The sequence below is a fragment of the Bartonella sp. HY761 genome (assembly GCF_026743145.1).
Classification (GTDB): domain Bacteria; phylum Pseudomonadota; class Alphaproteobacteria; order Rhizobiales; family Rhizobiaceae; genus HY038.
This window is the reverse complement of the sequence record NZ_CP104887.1, coordinates 2,348,559-2,366,160: the sequence shown is the minus strand read 5'-3', so window position 1 is coordinate 2,366,160 and position 17,602 is coordinate 2,348,559. Positions and strand designations below refer to the sequence as shown.

The 17,602-nt window shown below is 39.7% G+C and carries 16 protein-coding genes; 9 read left to right on the top strand and 7 right to left on the bottom strand.

The window, feature by feature from the left end:
• Positions 1-252 precede the first annotated feature (252 nt).
• On the top strand, positions 253-2,175 hold the full coding sequence (gene dnaG, locus N6A79_RS10265) for a DNA primase (protein WP_268545868.1): 1,923 nt from the start codon (positions 253-255) through the stop codon (positions 2,173-2,175).
• A 456-nt stretch (positions 2,176-2,631) separates the two neighbouring features.
• Positions 2,632-4,644 (top strand): RNA polymerase sigma factor RpoD, encoded by a 2,013-nt coding sequence (gene rpoD / locus N6A79_RS10260; protein ID WP_182417539.1) that lies wholly within the window; start codon positions 2,632-2,634, stop codon positions 4,642-4,644.
• Between the two features lie 208 nt (positions 4,645-4,852).
• On the opposite strand, the gene N6A79_RS10255 is transcribed toward rpoD, so the two are convergent.
• Positions 4,853-5,407: a hypothetical protein gene (locus N6A79_RS10255; RefSeq protein WP_268545867.1), complete on the bottom strand. Its 555-nt coding sequence runs from the start codon at positions 5,405-5,407 to the stop codon at positions 4,853-4,855.
• A 96-nt stretch (positions 5,408-5,503) separates the two neighbouring features.
• Entirely contained in the window at positions 5,504-6,247 is a 744-nt protein-coding gene (gene modA / locus N6A79_RS10250; RefSeq protein WP_268545866.1) for a molybdate ABC transporter substrate-binding protein, read from the bottom strand.
• A 68-nt stretch (positions 6,248-6,315) separates the two neighbouring features.
• Here modA and N6A79_RS10245 point away from each other — a divergent pair, with 68 nt between their 5' ends.
• Genes N6A79_RS10245 through N6A79_RS10230 form a run of 4 tightly spaced genes read left to right on the top strand, consistent with a single transcriptional unit; the run spans position 6,316 to position 9,611 of the window.
• Complete coding sequence (locus tag N6A79_RS10245; RefSeq protein ID WP_268545865.1) at positions 6,316-7,395, top strand: ABC transporter substrate-binding protein; 1,080 nt, start codon at positions 6,316-6,318, stop codon at positions 7,393-7,395.
• Positions 7,396-7,448: 53 nt separating this feature from the next.
• Positions 7,449-8,456, top strand: coding sequence for a FecCD family ABC transporter permease (locus N6A79_RS10240; protein ID WP_268545864.1), 1,008 nt, complete (start codon positions 7,449-7,451; stop codon positions 8,454-8,456).
• A complete protein-coding gene (locus N6A79_RS10235; RefSeq protein ID WP_268545863.1) occupies positions 8,457-9,233 on the top strand; it encodes an ABC transporter ATP-binding protein in 777 nt (258 codons plus the stop codon).
• A 30-nt stretch (positions 9,234-9,263) separates the two neighbouring features.
• A complete protein-coding gene (locus tag N6A79_RS10230) occupies positions 9,264-9,611 on the top strand; it encodes a hypothetical protein (RefSeq protein WP_182417534.1) in 348 nt (115 codons plus the stop codon).
• 23 nt (positions 9,612-9,634) lie between these two features.
• Here the strand turns inward: N6A79_RS10230 and N6A79_RS10225 are convergent, their stop codons facing one another.
• From N6A79_RS10225 to N6A79_RS10205, 5 genes are all read right to left on the bottom strand, one after another.
• A complete protein-coding gene (locus tag N6A79_RS10225) occupies positions 9,635-10,954 on the bottom strand; it encodes an NAD(P)/FAD-dependent oxidoreductase (RefSeq protein ID WP_268545862.1) in 1,320 nt (439 codons plus the stop codon).
• A 119-nt stretch (positions 10,955-11,073) separates the two neighbouring features.
• The gene (locus N6A79_RS10220; RefSeq protein WP_182417532.1) at positions 11,074-11,286 is read right to left on the bottom strand and encodes a helix-turn-helix domain-containing protein; all 213 of its coding nucleotides are present in this window, start codon (positions 11,284-11,286) and stop codon (positions 11,074-11,076) included.
• 2 nt (positions 11,287-11,288) lie between these two features.
• A complete protein-coding gene (locus N6A79_RS10215) occupies positions 11,289-11,867 on the bottom strand; it encodes a DUF2975 domain-containing protein (RefSeq protein ID WP_268545861.1) in 579 nt (192 codons plus the stop codon).
• A 427-nt stretch (positions 11,868-12,294) separates the two neighbouring features.
• A complete protein-coding gene (locus N6A79_RS10210) occupies positions 12,295-12,504 on the bottom strand; it encodes a cold-shock protein (RefSeq protein WP_182417530.1) in 210 nt (69 codons plus the stop codon).
• 383 nt (positions 12,505-12,887) lie between these two features.
• On the bottom strand, positions 12,888-13,667 hold the full coding sequence (locus N6A79_RS10205) for an acetoin reductase (RefSeq protein ID WP_268545860.1): 780 nt from the start codon (positions 13,665-13,667) through the stop codon (positions 12,888-12,890).
• 410 nt (positions 13,668-14,077) lie between these two features.
• Between N6A79_RS10205 and N6A79_RS10200 the strand changes: the two genes are divergently transcribed.
• Genes N6A79_RS10200 through N6A79_RS10190 form a run of 3 tightly spaced genes read left to right on the top strand, consistent with a single transcriptional unit; the run spans position 14,078 to position 17,442 of the window.
• A complete protein-coding gene (locus N6A79_RS10200; protein ID WP_268545859.1) occupies positions 14,078-15,622 on the top strand; it encodes an ArnT family glycosyltransferase in 1,545 nt (514 codons plus the stop codon).
• A 44-nt stretch (positions 15,623-15,666) separates the two neighbouring features.
• Positions 15,667-16,440, top strand: a complete 774-nt coding sequence (tam, locus tag N6A79_RS10195) for a trans-aconitate 2-methyltransferase (protein ID WP_268545858.1) — start codon at positions 15,667-15,669, stop codon at positions 16,438-16,440.
• A 15-nt stretch (positions 16,441-16,455) separates the two neighbouring features.
• Positions 16,456-17,442 (top strand): TraB/GumN family protein, encoded by a 987-nt coding sequence (locus tag N6A79_RS10190; RefSeq protein ID WP_268545857.1) that lies wholly within the window; start codon positions 16,456-16,458, stop codon positions 17,440-17,442.
• Positions 17,443-17,602 lie beyond the last annotated feature (160 nt).

Below are 17,602 nucleotides of genomic sequence, written 5' to 3'. Positions count from 1 at the left end.
GGTAGCAGTGTTTAAAAGCATTTGCCAGAATAAAAATCTGTGCCTGGGCTTTCACTCCATAAAAATAATAATTATATAGGCGTTAAGTCACATAGCTATTGAATGTTTATGCGATTTAATGTCTATAAAATTATCCATTGCTTAAAAGCTTGCTGAAAACTATGGCTTGGGTTATGGCAATATGGTTGTGCTGTTGGGCTTTTAACATTAAAGTTCCTTTGCTCGTTTTATGATCAATATCAGGTTTTATTAATGCGTTTTTCACCGGATTTTCTGGACGATATTCGAGGCCGTGTCCCTATTTCAACGGTGGTCGCAACGCGCGTTACATTTGACAGTAAAAAAAGCAATGCATCCCGCGGAGATTATTGGGGTTGTTGTCCATTTCATGGTGAAAAGACGCCAAGCTTTCATTGTGATGATGGCCGTGGGCGCTATCATTGTTTTGGCTGCGGTGAAAGCGGTGATCATTTTCGTTTTTTAATGACACTTGATGGCTTAGGTTTTACGGAAGCAGTGGAACGGGTAGCGGATATGGCTGGTGTGCCAATGCCAAAAGCTGATCCGCAGATGGAGCAGCGCGAAGCGCGTAAAGCCACGCTTTATGATGTCATGGAAATGGCTACTCAATTTTTTGAGGCGCAATTGCAAAATAGCCAAGGCAATGAAGCGCGCCAATATTTACAAAATCGTCAATTGCCGCAAGCAATACAAAAACGTTTCCGCCTTGGTTTTGCGCCGAATAGTAAAACTGCACTAAAAGATCACCTCCTAGCCAAAGGTGTTAGCGTCAAACAAATGGACGCCGCTGGTCTTATCGTGACAGGAGCAGATATTCCAAGTCCATATGATCGTTTCCGTCATCGTGTTATATTTCCAATTGCGGACTTAAAGGGGCGAATTGTTGCTTTTGGTGGTCGTGCTTTATCAACTGAAGTGCGGGCGAAATATTTAAATTCGCCAGAAACCGAATTATTCCATAAGGGCAATTTGCTTTATAATGGCGGCGAAGCACGACGAGCAGCACAAGCTAAAGGCGGTGAAGCAGCAAAGCCTATATTGGTTGTTGAAGGTTATATGGATGTCATTGCCCTTGCTAAAGCCGGCATTGATAATGCTGTGGCACCGCTTGGTACTGCACTAACCGACGAGCAATTACAACTTTTATGGCGCATGTCAAATGAGCCAGTTTTGTGTTTTGATGGCGATGGCGCTGGCATTAGTGCAGCTTACCGTGCCATTGATCGTGCCTTACCTTTGTTAAAAGCCGGTGTGTCTTTGCGCTTTGTGACATTACCTAATGGTAAAGACCCCGATGATATTATTCGCGATAATGGTGGCGAAGCATTTTTGGGTTTAGTGAGTGAAGCGCAGCCATTGATTGAAATGCTTTGGCAACGTGAAGTAAATGACGGCTTAACTGAAACGCCTGAACAGCGCGCCGCTCTTGAAAAGCGATTAACGACAGCTGCTTTTTTGATTAAAGATGAAAGTCTGCGCCATTATTATTTGCAGGATATTCGTAATCGACTTCGCGATTTTTTCCGCCCTAAATTTCAACCTTTTCAAAAAGGGCAAAAGGGCCAGCAAGGTAATTTTGGTAAAAAGACACTCCAGACGATTGCAGCAGGGCCATCACAAAATCTCAATAATTCCGATCTTGCTTGGTCATCAAGAACGCCAATGGCATCGCGTGATGCGGCTATTTTGCTAACCCTTGCCAATCATCCCGCCCTTTGGCATGAAAATTTTGAAGCGCTTGCGGCTTTAGAATTTGCTCATGATGGTTTACAAGATTTTCACCGGGCTATGCTTAATATTTTGGCTGAGTGGTGCCCCGATGATGGTTCTGCTATGCATGAATTGTTAATAAAACGCGGCCAAAAAGCAATATTAGATCGCATCAGTATGATGATGCGCAATTTAAATACCCGCTCTTGTACGTTAGAAGCGCCGATTGAAGATGCGCGTGAGGCATTAAAGCAAGCATTGTACTTGTATTCTAGTGCACGCAACCTACATAAACGATTAAGAGAAATAGAAGTTGATCTTTTAGCAAATCCTACTGAAGAAAAACTGGCTTTGCTAATGGATGTGAGGGCAGAGTTGGAACGTAGTAATGCCACTGAAGCGCTGATTGAAGGCTTTGGTGCATGGGAAAAAGAAAAAGGTTAGAATCACTTTTTTGTAAAATGATTCGCTTTTTTCTTGCGAATCAGACAATTAATCTCGTTAGATTAGGATTGTCATGAGCGCCACCGCAGATTTCTTGGGTGTTGGCGTTGCTTTTGGTTGTCTATTCGTATGGCTTTATGATTGAGCTATACCAATCTAAAATGAGATTATTTTTAAAAAAGCTAAAATTTTGTAATTTTTACAATGTCTTGCTTGAATGTTAATGTTTGGTTATTTTATAGGAAATACTATAAAAGCCACAATAAGTATTTATAATGCAAGATGTTCAAAGGAAGTAACATTTATATATTGGTAAATTATATAGTGTAGACACGCTTTATAGAGAATTTAGCTTTTATTGGAACTTTTGCGCCAGCAAAGGTATTTATAAGGTTTATAGTCTATGGGTCGATTGATAATGGCCTTAGGCAAGTGAATGTCTGGAGTGACGACGGTATGGCAAGCAAGGTTAAGCACAACGAGGAAAATGAAGCTGAACGCGAAGTTAATGCGGATGGCCCACTTCTCGACCTTTCCGATGACGCTGTCAAAAAGATGATTAAAATCGCCAAGAAGCGCGGTTATGTCACTATGGATGAACTCAATGCAGTGTTGCCTTCTGAAGAAGTAACGTCTGAACAAATTGAAGACACCATGGCGATGCTTTCTGATATGGGCATCAATGTTGTTGAGGATGACGAGCAAGAAGGTGACCCTGAGGTTGCGGAAGTTGAAGGCGGCGGTGAACTTGTAGAAGCTGGATCGACCGCGCTTGCTGTTGCTACTAAAAAAGAACCAACCGACCGCACAGATGATCCGGTACGCATGTATTTGCGCGAAATGGGCGCAGTTGAGCTTTTATCACGTGAAGGTGAGATTGCCATCGCTAAGCGTATTGAAGCTGGCCGCGAAACAATGATTGCTGGCCTTTGTGAAAGCCCGCTTACTTTCCAAGCTTTGATTATTTGGCGTGATGAATTAAACGACTCTCGTATTTTATTGCGTGAAATTATTGATCTTGAAACGACTTATGCCGGTCCAGAAGCGCGCCAAGCGCCAATCGTACAGCGTTTTGATCTGGAAGAAAAAGCCGAGCCAGCGCCGCGCCGTCCATCGCGTGATGATGAAGATGATATCACCAATGTTGGCGGTGAATTGGGTATTGATGATGAGGACGAGGACGAGGATGAAGTAAACTTGTCGCTTGCTGCAATGGAAGCAGAACTGCGCCCGCAAGTGATGGAAACTCTTGATCTTATCTATGACACCTATTTGAAATTGCGTAAATTGCAAGATCAACAGGTTGAAAACAGCTTAACTTCTGAAAATGAAGCTTTGTCGCCAACTCAAAAGCGTCGCTTAAAAGAGCTTAAAGATCAGCTTATCAAAGCAGTTAAATCCTTGTCGCTTAACCAAAACCGTATTGAGGCATTGGTCGAGCAGCTTTATGACATCAATAAGCGTCTTGTGCAAAATGAAGGTCGTTTAAAGCGTCTTGCCGATTCTCATGGTGTTCGGCATGAAGAATTTTTGAAAGCCTATCAGGGCCGTGAGCTTGATCCAGATTGGCTAAATTATGTGCTTACTTTGAAAGCGCGTGGTTGGGTAGAATTTGCTAGCCGTGAAGAGCGTCATATTCTTGAAATTCGTGGTGAAATTCAAGAGCTCGCCCAAGAAACGGGTATTTCAATTGGCGAATTCCGCCGCATTGTCAATCAGGTACAAAAAGGCGAGCGCGAAGCAACCATTGCTAAAAAGGAAATGGTAGAAGCCAATTTGCGCCTTGTGATTTCAATTGCTAAAAAATACACCAATCGTGGTTTGCAATTCCTAGACCTTATTCAAGAAGGTAATATAGGCTTGATGAAGGCGGTTGATAAGTTTGAATATCGCCGTGGTTACAAATTCTCAACCTATGCGACTTGGTGGATTAGACAGGCAATTACCCGCTCTATTGCCGACCAAGCTCGTACTATCCGTATTCCAGTGCATATGATTGAAACAATTAATAAAATTGTACGCACATCACGGCAAATGCTACACGAAATTGGCCGTGAGCCAACACCGGAAGAATTGTCAGAAAAATTGGCAATGCCGCTTGAAAAAGTGCGCAAAGTGCTCAAAATTGCCAAGGAACCGATCTCCCTTGAAACACCCGTTGGTGATGAAGATGATTCACATCTTGGCGATTTCATTGAAGATAAAAATGCGCTATTGCCAATTGATGCGGCTATCCAAGCCAATTTGCGCGATACAACCACGCGCGTTTTGGCGTCCTTAACCCCACGTGAAGAACGTGTATTGCGCATGCGTTTTGGTATTGGCATGAATACCGATCATACCTTGGAAGAAGTCGGGCAACAATTCTCGGTTACGCGCGAACGTATCCGCCAGATTGAAGCTAAGGCATTACGTAAGTTGAAGCATCCTAGCCGTTCGCGCAAATTGCGTTCTTTCTTGGATTCATAAATAATTGTAGCTCTATAGCTTACAAATAGTTTTGATTAAATAAAGGTGGGTTTTCCCACCTTTTTTGTTGTGTTCGTTTTTATATTAAGCTTTCTTGTAGCTCAATTGTTTCAAGGTTATAAAACCATTTTTGTAAGGATTTTAATATTGCTAAATAAGCGCTGCTCGTGGACAATATTTATCAATGTCAGCTTATGGTCCAAAGCTTTCATTGACGCCTATTTTCGCAATCATAACCTATCATTTGTTGTTGCCCATTTTGATTATTTTCCATGAACTCAGTAAGTGCTTTTGAGTGCGGACAATAATCGTTCAAATGTTCTTCTGCTTTTTTTAAAAGTCGCCCATTTAGGCCACGGATTTGTTGAGAATTTATTGAAAAATTGTCTTCTCGAACGGTCAGAGACAAAAGGCAATAATATTGTTTTTCCCTTGGGCTATCCCATAAGTAATCTGCAATTGTATTTTTTACTTTATGTGGTTGTAAAACAAATATTTGCGGTTGATACCATGTAATTTTTTTAGCAGGAAGTTTTATTTTATTGGCCTTATTCGTTGCTGGGTCAATTTGATAGAAGCTGTCTTTTATAGATTCAGTTTTTGAAGGCTTACCTAAAAGACCAATAAGTTGGCTTTCTGTGTTTAAACTTGTACAAAATTTATAAAGATCCCAATGACGATATAAGAGTGCACCACTAAAAGCAGTATTTCCTGTTAAGAATAGTAAAATGGCAATTAGAGTAAAGCTTAATATACGCGCCATAATATCCCCGTCAAATGACTCATCATTTTGCTAAAGTAGTAAGTCTAATACTATCTAAAATAATGCCTAAAACATTTTGTTGCGCTAAATAATACTTTATACAATAGAAAATCCAAAATCTTTAAAAATCTTACGCGTTTCTGATGCCAATAAATAATTGCTAAACTGTTGTGCAGCTTTTGTAGTTGGATTCATCATCGCCATATAATAGTGGGCATTAACGGCAAGCGCATCGGGCAGTTCAATTAATCTAAATGCAGTGTTAAGTTCACATTGTTGTTTTGCATTGCTATAATAGCCAATAATAATATCGCTTTGATGATGAATGAGGCTATCAAACAAGGTCTTTTTTAAACCAATATTGGCATCATTGATAAGTGCGCCGCCAACCAACATTTGGGCTTGCTGCAACAACCGCTCAAATGCGCCTTTATATAGCTTTTCAAAATTTTTAAAAACTTCTAAGGCATAATCACCACCGGGATCAGCCTTTGGTGTTGATATGCCAATTTTCAAGTCTGGCTGCATAAAACTTTCAATAAGATTATTTTTATCAATAGTGCTGTCCTTAAGTACAGTGCAGCATAGGCGATTATTAATAAAGTGCGATGGCTGGGTGGTCAATCCTGCTTCAAATAGGCTTTGCGGCCAAGCCTTGTTGGCAGAACAAAAAATATGGGGTCGCTCGCCATTTATAATTTCTTGGTAAAGAAGACCAGCGGGGCCAAAGCGAAATGCAAGCTGGGCATTATCAAGCTGTTGCTGCCATTTGTCTTTTATTGCATTAAAGCAGCTATGGAGGCTGCCAGCTGCATAAATTTCAAGTTGTTGCTTTTGCATGATTGCACCCTTGTATATAAATTAAATTGTTATATAGTCTTACTATATAACGATAGGAATGTCTATTTATGAATAAAATTTACAAAACTTTCCATTTTAGCACGCGCTTAAAGTCGCTTACTTTAAGTGCTTTTGCACTTGTTGCATTTTCTTTAACCCCAGCTCTTGCAGATCGACAATTTACAGATCAGCTTAATCGTAGTGTAACGGTACCTGACAAGGTTGAGCGTGTGGTGGTTCTGCAGCACCAAACCCTAGATATTTTAGTTGAGCTTGATGCCGATAAGAAAATTGTTGGTGTTTTAGATCGTTGGCCAAAGCTTATCCCGGGTCTTGATACATATGCCCCCGAATTGGATAAACTGCCAAAAGTTGGTGATTTAACCAGTGTTAATATTGAGGAAGTTGTTGGTCTTAATCCTGATGTGGTTTTTGTTACCAATTATGCACCACAAGCAATGATTGATCAAATCACCAAGGTGGGTATTCCAGTTGTTGCTATTTCCCTATCAAAAGGCGAGGGGATTGAAGCGCCCAAATTAAACCCGACCTTTGCTGATGATGATGCGGCTTATTCAGAAGGGCTACGTGAAGGTATTAAGTTAATTGGTGCTATTGTCGATCGCGATAAACAGGCTGATGAGCTTATTCAATATGCATTTGATAAGCGTAAAATTGTTGAGGATCGCGTTGCTAATATTGCGGATAAAGACCGCGTGCGCCTTTATATGGCTAATCCGGATCTTCATACCTATGGCAGCGGAAAATATACTGGCGTTATCATGAAGCGTTCGGGCGGCACTAATGTTGCTGAAGGCATCAAAGGTGCGGCACAAGTATCGATTGAGCAGGTGGTTTTGTGGGATCCGCAAGTGATCTTTGTTCAAGATCGTTATGCAAGTGTCGCTGATGATATTCGCAATAATCCGCAATGGAAAGAAATTTCAGCGGTGAAAAACAATAAAATCTACATCACGCCGGAATATGTAAAGCCTTGGGGTTATCCTTTACCAGAAGCTTTGGCGCTTGGCGAACTTTGGATGGCAAAAAAGCTTTATCCTGAAAAATTCGCAGATATTGATATAAATGAGGTTGTGCAGGAATATTATCAAAAATTCTATCGCCATTCCTATGATGGTGAAAACTAGAATTTAAATTACAAGAAATGCAAAAATGTTAAAATGGTAAGGTTTAAATTGTCGTGAAAATTTTTATAAATTGGCTTATTTACGCCATTCTACCTCTATCATTATTTATCATAGCATTGATGATGGGGCGATTTTTTATCGCCCCTGAAGCTATTGTAAAGACCTTAGCTGCCCATATTTTTGGGTTTGAGGTTGATGTTCCCGCCCGCGTGCAATCGATTATTATTGATACGCGCTTGCCGCGCATATTTGGCGCAATGCTAGTTGGTGCAGCCCTTGCTCTTTCAGGTAGTTGCTATCAGGGCGTGTTTCGTAATCCCTTGGTATCTTCTTTCACATTAGGCGTATCGGCTGGTGCTGGCTTTGGTGCAGCTCTTGCCATTTTACTTTTTGCCAATAATTGGATGGTGCCGCTTAGTGCCTTCGCCTTTGCCTCGCTTGCGGTTCTTTGTTGCTTTGGTATAAGTCGCCTTTACCGTTCATATAATATTTTGATTTTGATTTTAAGCGGCATTATTGTTGGTTCAGTGTTTACGGCTTTATTAGCTTTAGTAAAATACACCGCCGACCCATTTTCAAAATTACCTGTGATTGAATATTGGTTGCTTGGTTCGCTTGCTTCCATTGGCAATAGTGATGTGATCATTATTGCAATAATGATGATCCCAGCCGCATTTATTTTAATATTGTTGCGTTGGCGATTAAATATTTTAGCTATGGGTGATGAAACAGCACGCCAATTGGGCATTAATCCGGCACTTTATCGTTTTATCTATATCGCTGCTGCGACTCTTATTGCCGCTGCGGCTGTTTCTGTAAGCGGTATTATTGGCTGGGTTGGTTTGGTTATTCCTCATATTACCCGTATTATTATTGGCCCAGATTTTAGAAAGCTTATCCCCGCATCAATTGCAATTGGCGCATGCTTTTTGTTAATTATTGATAGCCTATCACGCTCGCTCACTTCGATTGAAATTCCATTAGGCATTTTAACCGCACTGGTTGGTGCGCCAATTTTTCTTATTTTATTGCGACGTAATAGCATGGGGTGGAATTCTTAAATGTTGGAAACGCGTCATCTTTCATTTTGCCATCAAGGGCAAAAAGATAATACTTTTTCGGATATTTCGATTGCTGTTGAGCCAGCAGAAGTTTTGGCTGTTCTTGGTCCTAATGGAGTTGGAAAGTCAACTTTTCTACGCACGCTCATTGGCTATGAAATGGCCGCCGCTGGTGGCTCTTATCTTGGCGGTAATGCCTTAGCGCGTTTAAGTTATAAGGATATAGCGCAAAAAATTGCTTATATACCCCAACAAAGCAGTGTTTCTTTTGCGTTTTTGGTGCGTACGATCATTGAAATGGGTATTTCGCCGCATTTATCAACTTTTGAAACACCTGATGCAAGTACTGGTGAGGAGGTTGAAAATGCAGCACGGCTGTTAAAAATTAGCCACCTACTTGATAAGCCGATTAATGAGATTAGTGGCGGTGAGCAGCAGCTTGTCTATATAGCGCGCGCTTTGTTGCAAAAAACGCAATTTATCATCATGGATGAGCCAACAGCCCATCTTGATTTTGCCAATCAAGCGCGATTTTTAACCCTTGTATCGCATTTGTCAAAAAATGGTATTGCGCTTATTTTTTCAACCCATATACCAGACCATGCCTATTGTGTTGCTGATAAAGTGCTATTATTGCAACCAAATGATCACCATTTTTATGGTACTGCACAAGAGGTTATGACCAACGAAAATCTTTCAAATGCTTATCAAATAGATATTGAAAGCTTTGATTATAAAAACCGACATTTATTCATTGTTGGCAATGAAGCGCGATAATTGAAGATGAAAATTGTGGCGATAGAGTATTTGGGTGAAGATGAAGCAGACGTAATAATCAGTGATGGGAATTTTTCTTGCTGTGCCTTTGCTCATCCTTTCAACCAGAATTTAGGCGACATCATATCAACGCCACTCCTACCGCTTGATGTGATAGGCTTAATGCGTGCGTGTGATAAAAACTTTTGTATAAAGCAGCATGAGCAAAATCCCCATTCCTATTACTATGATATTGTTGGAATTATTTTAATAAGCCAAAAAACTATCATGGTAAAAGTGGGAGATATTATATTTGATCTATCTGACGCAGATATTCCCAAGGATATCTGCCACGGTGAAATGGTTGAATTTACTGTTTCCCGCATAGATCTAGAGTGAATAAGTTAAAGTAGGAGGCAAAGCTAACATTCAAGCCCGGCTGATTTTCGCGCCCACCATAAAGTAAGATCAGCGCCAAGGCTTAAAAATGGCTCCGGTGGATTGCTTGATGGGCCATCAGAATTTAACAAGAAATCAATGAGCTTGTTTTTTTCACCTTTAATATGGTCAGCGAGCAAAGTACCAAGCCCCGTGGATTTGGTAAGCCCTAAACCATTACAGCCAGAAATTGCAAAAATATTCTTATCCAAATTGCCAAAAAAGCTTTTTTGATTGCGCGTTATGGCAATGCCGCCCCCCCAAAAATATTCAAATTCCACATTCTCAAGCATTGCAAAGCGATTTTTAAAGGATTGTTGAATATTTTTCTTTGCTTTTTCAAGCATGTTTTTACGTGGCAAGGCCTTTGGGTTGAATGTAACCGTATTGCGCAGCAATAGACGATTATCGACAGTGCGCCTTAGCGTTGTACCGCTTGGGTCAGCTGGAATAATTCCCCAATAATCCTTGCCGCCAAGCAATTCTTGCTCATGTGTGGTTAATGGGCGCGTTAGGCCGGCATAGGTAAACATTGGTAAAATGCGGTTTTTTAAAAAACCAAATTGCGGAACAAAACAATTATTGGCCAAAATAAGATTATCAGTAATAATTTTGCCATTGGCATGATGAAGGGTTATTTGGGCACCTTTTTCAAAACCAGTAATTGGAGTATTTTCAAAAAGCTGGATATTATTTGGTAAAGAGTTGGCTAAGCCTTTTAAAAGGGCAGCAGGCTGCACCAAGCGCGTGCCCTTAGTGTAAATTGCCTTTTTATAAAAACCCGTGCCAATATGATATTGAAGCTGCGGCCCTTCAATAATTTCAAATTCTTCGCCCATTTTTTCAAGGCCACGGCTATAAGAATCAAGAATATTAATACCTTTTGGCTCCACCGCCGCTTGATACTTGCCGGCATGGCGAAGGTCGCAGGCAATGTCATTGTCTTTAATAATTTTTTCTAACACATTAATGGCAAGAAGATTGATTTTTTGATTGATCTTGGCAACGGTCAAATCACCAATATAGTCAGGTGCTGTAACGTCATGGGGTAAATCAATCATAAAGCCAGAATTGCGACCAGATGAGCCAAAACTAACGCTTTGCGCGTCAAGGAGTAAAATTTCATCATTTGGAAAATGCATGGCAAGTTGGCGGGCTATGGCAAGTCCAGCAACACCTGCACCAATAATAGCAAAGCGGGTTAGCGATGTACCTTGATGGCTAGGCTTTGCAGTGCGGGGTTCGCTCAAGTGAAACCATCCGCAGCTATTATCATCATTGGGAGTTGGTGTTGTCTTTAACATGATTGGCTCATTTTTGGTAAATTGCGCTATTATCAGTTCGGTAATAGGTGAAATCAAAACTAATATCTACATAAAATAGCGTATAAAAAAGGCGAGTTTAAAACACGCCTTTTATAAATTTATAGTTCTTCGCTCGCATATTCAAGCAAATCTGCCGGCTGACATTGCAAGACCATGCAAATTGCTTCGAGCGTGGAGAAACGAATGGCTTTCACCTTGCCAGATTTCAGCAAGGACAAGTTGGCTTCCGTAATGCCTATTGCTTGCGCGAGTTCATTGGAGCGCATTTTGCGTTTAGCAAGCATGACATCTAGTCTAACAATAATCGCCATGGTTAAACTGTATGCTGTTGTTCATCGGCCATTTTTTCAGCGAGCTGCATGACGTGAACCAGTGGCAACATAACAATGCCTGTTAGAATTGGAAAAAGATTGCTTGAGCCAAAGCCGACGACAATTAGTCTATCGCCATTATTGTTGAAAACAGTCAAAGCTAGGGCCATGATAGGCTCACTTAAAAATAAGCAAATGCCATAGGTAATAAATGCGAAGGCAACATGTTTAAATATTTGAACATGTGCTTTGGTAAATAATAACCCTTGTGCATAAAGCTTTAAAAGTTTGCGTAGCAACCAAAAACCATAAAAGATTGGGGCGGAAAATAAAAGGTTTATGACGAGCGCCATTAATCTTACCGTAAATTCAGGGCCGTTAATGATGATTTCACTAGAATTTGGTAATCCCGTATTGATGCTATTCGTGGTAGAAAGCCAATCTTGAGCAATTTGAGAAAGGGGCGTAAAAACCCAATAATACACCATGAACAAAATAAATAAGACTAACATGATGTCGAGCGTAATTCGGCTTGGTTTGGTATTAATCGCAGTCTTGTTTGGTTGAGTCTGAAAAGACATGATATTCTCCTATGGATGCCCTCATCTCGTAGAATATCATATTTTTATCGATAAACAATAATTATTATTTTTTTTACGATAAATTTTTATAGGTCATGTGGTAGGTAAACCATTTAGTTCTATGATTTTGTTCTTATATCTAAGCTTAAAATGACTGAAATGAACCTGGGGTAGCTCTTTTGGTAAAACGGGGGAAGATATAAAGAGTATGTTGGACGTATCTTATGTTAAAAGCAGTGCGGAAGGTTGCAGATTTGATATTGCTTCCTTGTATAGTGAAAGCTGCTTTTGCTTGAGGGGAATTAATTGTTTAGTGGGTAAATGGTGTTTGCAATCAAGCTTAGAACCATTGCATTGCGCGACAGACAAATAAAAAAAGGCCGGATAAATCCGACCTTTCTAAAAAAGCAATTAATCTTTTAAAAGATTAAGCAGCTGTAAGGTTACAAGCTGACATTTTGCCTGAACGCTTGTCGCGCTGTAATTCGAAGCCAATTTTCTGGCCTTCATCAAGCTTACGAAGACCTGATTGTTCAACAGCTGAAATGTGAACAAATACGTCTGCGCCACCATCATCTGGTTGAATGAAGCCGAAACCCTTGGTTGAATTAAACCATTTAACTGTGCCTGTGGTCATAATAAACCCTTTCATAGCAATAGAAGATATTGCGGAAACCGCATGTTTTGGCGAAGTTTTTGAGAGGGAGAATTAAAGGCATAGTTTTAGGCGCAGAAATTATAGCTCATATAAAAAGTTCGTTGTGTTGCACAATAATTGAAATTCAAATCATTGTCAAACAAGATATTTATTTAACATCAAATTAAATATATTATATAATCTATAAAAATAATTTTAAAAATATTACTATAGTTTTAATTTTGTTTTTGTATTTATTAGTAAAAGCTTAAAATGTGAAAATAATTAAATTTATGTTCCTAGCTCCCAAATAAAGCACCTATAAAAATATACATATAGATGCTTTATTGTTTTTTAAAAAATTATATACTATTGGCTAAGCTTTAGCGATAAACAATGCCACCATCGGTTAGTATGGATTGGCCGGTGATATAATCTGAATCGCTACTTGCTAAAAATGATACGAGATTCGCCACATCATCAGGAGTTTGAGCCCGCCCCAAGGCGATGCCTTCGACATATTTTTTATAAGTGGCGCCAACCGGTGCGCCAGTAAGGTCGGCAAAGCGTTGGTCTATCTCTACCCACATATCGGTGCCTACAATGCCAGGGCAATAGGAGTTTACGGTAATGCCAGATCGCGCATATTCTTTGGCGGCAGATTGGGTCAGCGCGCGAACAGCAAATTTGGTTGCAGAATATGCTCCAAGCATTTCAAATCCATCATGGCCAGCAATAGAGGAGGCATTAATGATTTTACCCTTTTGTTTACGGGAAATGAATTTTTTTGCAGCCGCTTGAATGCCCCATAATACACCTTCGACATTAATGCGTAGGATGCGCTCAACTTCTTGTTCAGTGATATCAGCAATTGGGGTTACTTGCGCGATGCCGGCATTATTGACAATAACATCAAAGCCACCAAGTTCGCTTTCTGCTTTGTCGATTGCTGCATAAATGTTATCACGATTAGAAACATCAGCCGTTATCGCAATGGCCTTTTTACCTAATGCTTCAACTTCCTTAGCGACTTCAGCAATTTTGTCGGCCTTTAGATCAACAAGGGCAAGATTAAAGCCATCTTTTGCTAAGCGTAAAGCAATCGCTCGGCCAATTCCTTGACCTGCACCAGTAACAAATGCAACTTTCGATTTATCTGTCATGTTATTTCCCTTTACTGTTGTTGAAATGAATAGATCTAATTTTTAAGTGACGCTTATGGTGCAAAATTTTAAAGTTCTTTACTCCCCATGAAAACACCATATTATTCGGTCATTCATTGCATTATTCATACAATTGAACAGCAAAACTGAAAAACCTTATAATAGACATAGGTGGAGGCAGATTTAATTGTAAGGGAGGCGAAAAAATAAATCGTATTTTCAATGATTTAGTATATTAAGTGATTTAAATATTGTTTTTTAGCATCGCCAACTCTTTGGTAACTATCTTAACTTATTTGATAGTTTAAAATTTATTGATTAAGTGGTTTGTTATAAGTGTCATTTTTGTTGAATATGATATCGCGTATTGGCAAGGATAATTTTTTTGAAAATGAAAAAAGGCGTATGTGATGAGTAAGGATAGCATCATTGTGGATGATCACCAAAAGCCACGAGAGGCTGAATTTTGTGGAAATAGGTTCGCATTTTTGGCGCTGATTTTCATTATTGGGTATTTCTTATTTGAAGCGCTATTTGTAAGCTTTATTTCAAATGGTGCAGGCCTTGATGATGCAGAGCAATTAGCCAATATCAGTTTTTTTGATTGGGGTTATGGTGGTTCACAGCCGCCGCTTTATACATGGCTTTTAATTGGTCTTACATCGGTTTTTGGCACGCATTTTATTGTTCTGCAATTCGTAAAATTTACTATTCTTGCTAGCCTTTTTTTATCCGTCTATTTTGGGTTGCGCAATTTAAAAGTGCAGCCATTAGTTGCTGCAAGTGCAATGCTTGGTATATTTTTATTGCCGCAAATTGCTTGGGAATCACAGCGTGCTTTGTCTCATTCAGTGCTTGGCACCGCAAGCTGTGGTTGGGTGTTTTGGGCGATGACGCGATATTTTCAACGCCAAAGCATTATTAATGCAATTTTAGTTGGTTGTTGTATTGCTATATCAGTCCTTGGTAAATTTAATGATATTATCTTTATTGTTGCAATTTTGATGGCTTTTTTAAGCTTCGAACAGGGTAGGAAATGGCTTTTTCAGCTAAAAACGGTTTTAATTTTTATGACTGCAGCAATATTATTATTTAAGCCATTAAGCTGGATTTTAAACCATTTTCATGCAACGTTAGAGCGTTCAAATAAATTTGGCGTAGTTAGTCAACATAGTTTTATTGTGAAGCGCTTTTTAGGTGCAGAGGAGCTCATCCATGCCGTTCTTGCCTTTGGCGGGTTGGCTTTTATCGTTGCGCTAGTTGTTTATCTTTTTAATAGGCCCGCACAAGAAGGGCTTAATTATACAAAAGCAGAAGAATTTGCATTAAAACTTGTTGCTAGAATTTTACTTTTTGCATTGCTTATTGTCTTCATTTCAATAATTTTAAGTGGCGCTACACAGGTTAAAGATCGATGGATGCAGCCAGTTCTCATTCTTTGCCCTGCTTATTTCGCTCTTGTGCTTTTTTATTATACTCGGAAAAATCGTGCCTTAATATCATATGGGGTTTGTGGTATCATTGTTGCACTTGTTGTGCCAACTGTTTTGTTTTTTGCTCTTCATATGGGAAGCGGTCGACATTTGCCACTAGGTTTGCTTGACTATAATCAATTATATGAGGCAATTGAAAAGGAAGGCGCAATTGCAACGATTGTGTCGCCTAATACGAAATATGCAGGCAATTTACGACTTTATAATTCCGACATGAAAGTCGTTCATAATGAGACTGTGAATGCTGAGCAGCGCTTACAATTTCCGCTATTAATACTTGATGATAAAGATGCCGATAAACTGAAAAATCCAGTAGCATATGGAGAAGCGTTTAAAGGTTCTTTGGGGGAATATATTTATCATTTAACCTATAAAGGGGGGCTTAAAGCTAAGACCATTAAAATCGCCTATAAAGGTCATCCCGATCAGTTCAAAATATTTAGGTACTTTTATATTCCATAAGTTTTTTGATTTAGCGGTGTCAGTGTGTTTTTAAAGGGTAGAAAATGAAAGACTGGTCAGCCAATCAATATTTAATGTTTAACGATGAGCGAAGCCGGCCAGCGCGCGATCTCATCAGTGCGATTTCCAGGCATGATGAAATAGCAATAAAAAATATTGTTGATATTGGTTGCGGGCCGGGCAATTCTACCGAGCTATTGCAGCATTACTGGCCAAAGGCGAGAGTATCGGGGTTTGATAATTCGCCTGATATGATTGCCAAGGCCAAAAGTCGGCTGCCTCAAATTCATTTTGAAATAGGCGATATTGAAAGCTGGAATGTGCCGCTAGATACTGACTTACTTTTTTCCAATGCGGTGTTTCAATGGTTGCCTGATCATATAGCGCAATTACAACGCCTATCTGGTGAAATGAAAAATGGTGCTATTCTTGCCATTCAAATGCCAGATAACTTAAATGAACCAATCCATCAGGCGATGATTGACGTTGCACAAGATCCGCGTTGGTGTAGTCGCATTGGTAATATTGCACGCGACAAATTAGAAGATACTGGTGTTTATTATGATGCAATGGCGCCTTTAGCATGTCACATTGATCTTTGGCATAGTATTTACAATCATGTTATGGATGGACACCAAGCAATTGTTGATTGGGTAAAAGGTGCAGCCCTGCGCCCTTTCTTAGCGCCATTGAATGATACCGAAAAAGAAATATTTTTAAATTTTTATCTGGATCGGATAAAAAAATCCTATCCTGTGCAAAAGGATGGCAAGATCTTACTGCGCTTTCCTCGCTTTTTTATTGTGCTTAAGAAGTAAAAGGTTTTGACTAAAATGTTTAGAAAATTAATGGCATTGGTCACTTTATTTGCCCTATTTGGATTTAGCAATTTTGCTTTCGCTCAAAATATGATGTGCGGCAAAGACTTGCGTGATACGTTTGATGCGCAAACCTTGCAACAGATAGAAGAAGCCGCTAGCAAAATTAAAAATGGCGATAGCCGCTTTTGGAAAATTGAAAGAGACGGCATTGAGCCATCGTATTTATTGGGCACAATGCATGCTAGTGATGCCCAAATTGTCAAAATGACTTCCGCGGAACAGGCAGCCTTTGATAAATCTTCGCGGGTAGCTTTGGAGTTGATTGATATAGGCGATGAAACCGGCGGTAATCTGCTTAATACTATTCTGGCAAATAGTAAGTTGCTAATGTATGAGGGAGATAATAGTGTTAAGGCGCAAATGACAGAGGAGCAATTTCAAAAGTTTGATGCCGCCTTAAGGCGACGCGGTATTGCCTATTCTACAGTCAATCATATGCGGCCTTGGTTTTTTAGCATGCTTTTTATCTTGCCTGACTGTCCGCAAACAGGTGGTGTGGCTTTCGATGCGCAAATTGAACTAAATGCGCAACATGCTGGTAAAGAATTACTTGGCCTTGAAACGATAGAAGAGCAATTGGTGGCTTTGTCATCCTTGCCAGAACGCGTATCTATTGCAGCAATTATAGATGCTATTGAAAATAAAGATCTCTTAAAAGATATTTTTACCACGATGGGTGAGCTTTATGTTGAGGGGAAAATATCGATGATCAATTCTCTATCGGACTATTTGGATGAAGAGAGGTTAACGGTTGCCAATATGCACGAATATGAAGCTATTTTGATCGATAAGCGCAACGCTGTGATGGCGCAACGCGCCGAACCTCTGCTTAAAAAGGGTAATAGCTTTATTGCTGTTGGAGCTATGCATCTTATTGGAGATACAGGATTGGTGGAAGCTTTTCGAAAAATGGGTTATCAAGTGACTGCTTTGAAATAGCCAATGCTTAGGTTATTAGCTTAAATAATAGAAATATCATGTTGTAAAAAATGGCTAGGGTTCTTTAGCCACTGTTTTCGGGGCTTAATATTTGTAACCGCTTTGGAGTTTTTTAAGTAAGAGCGTGATAATCTTTGCTTGATATTAGAGAGGCAGGAAG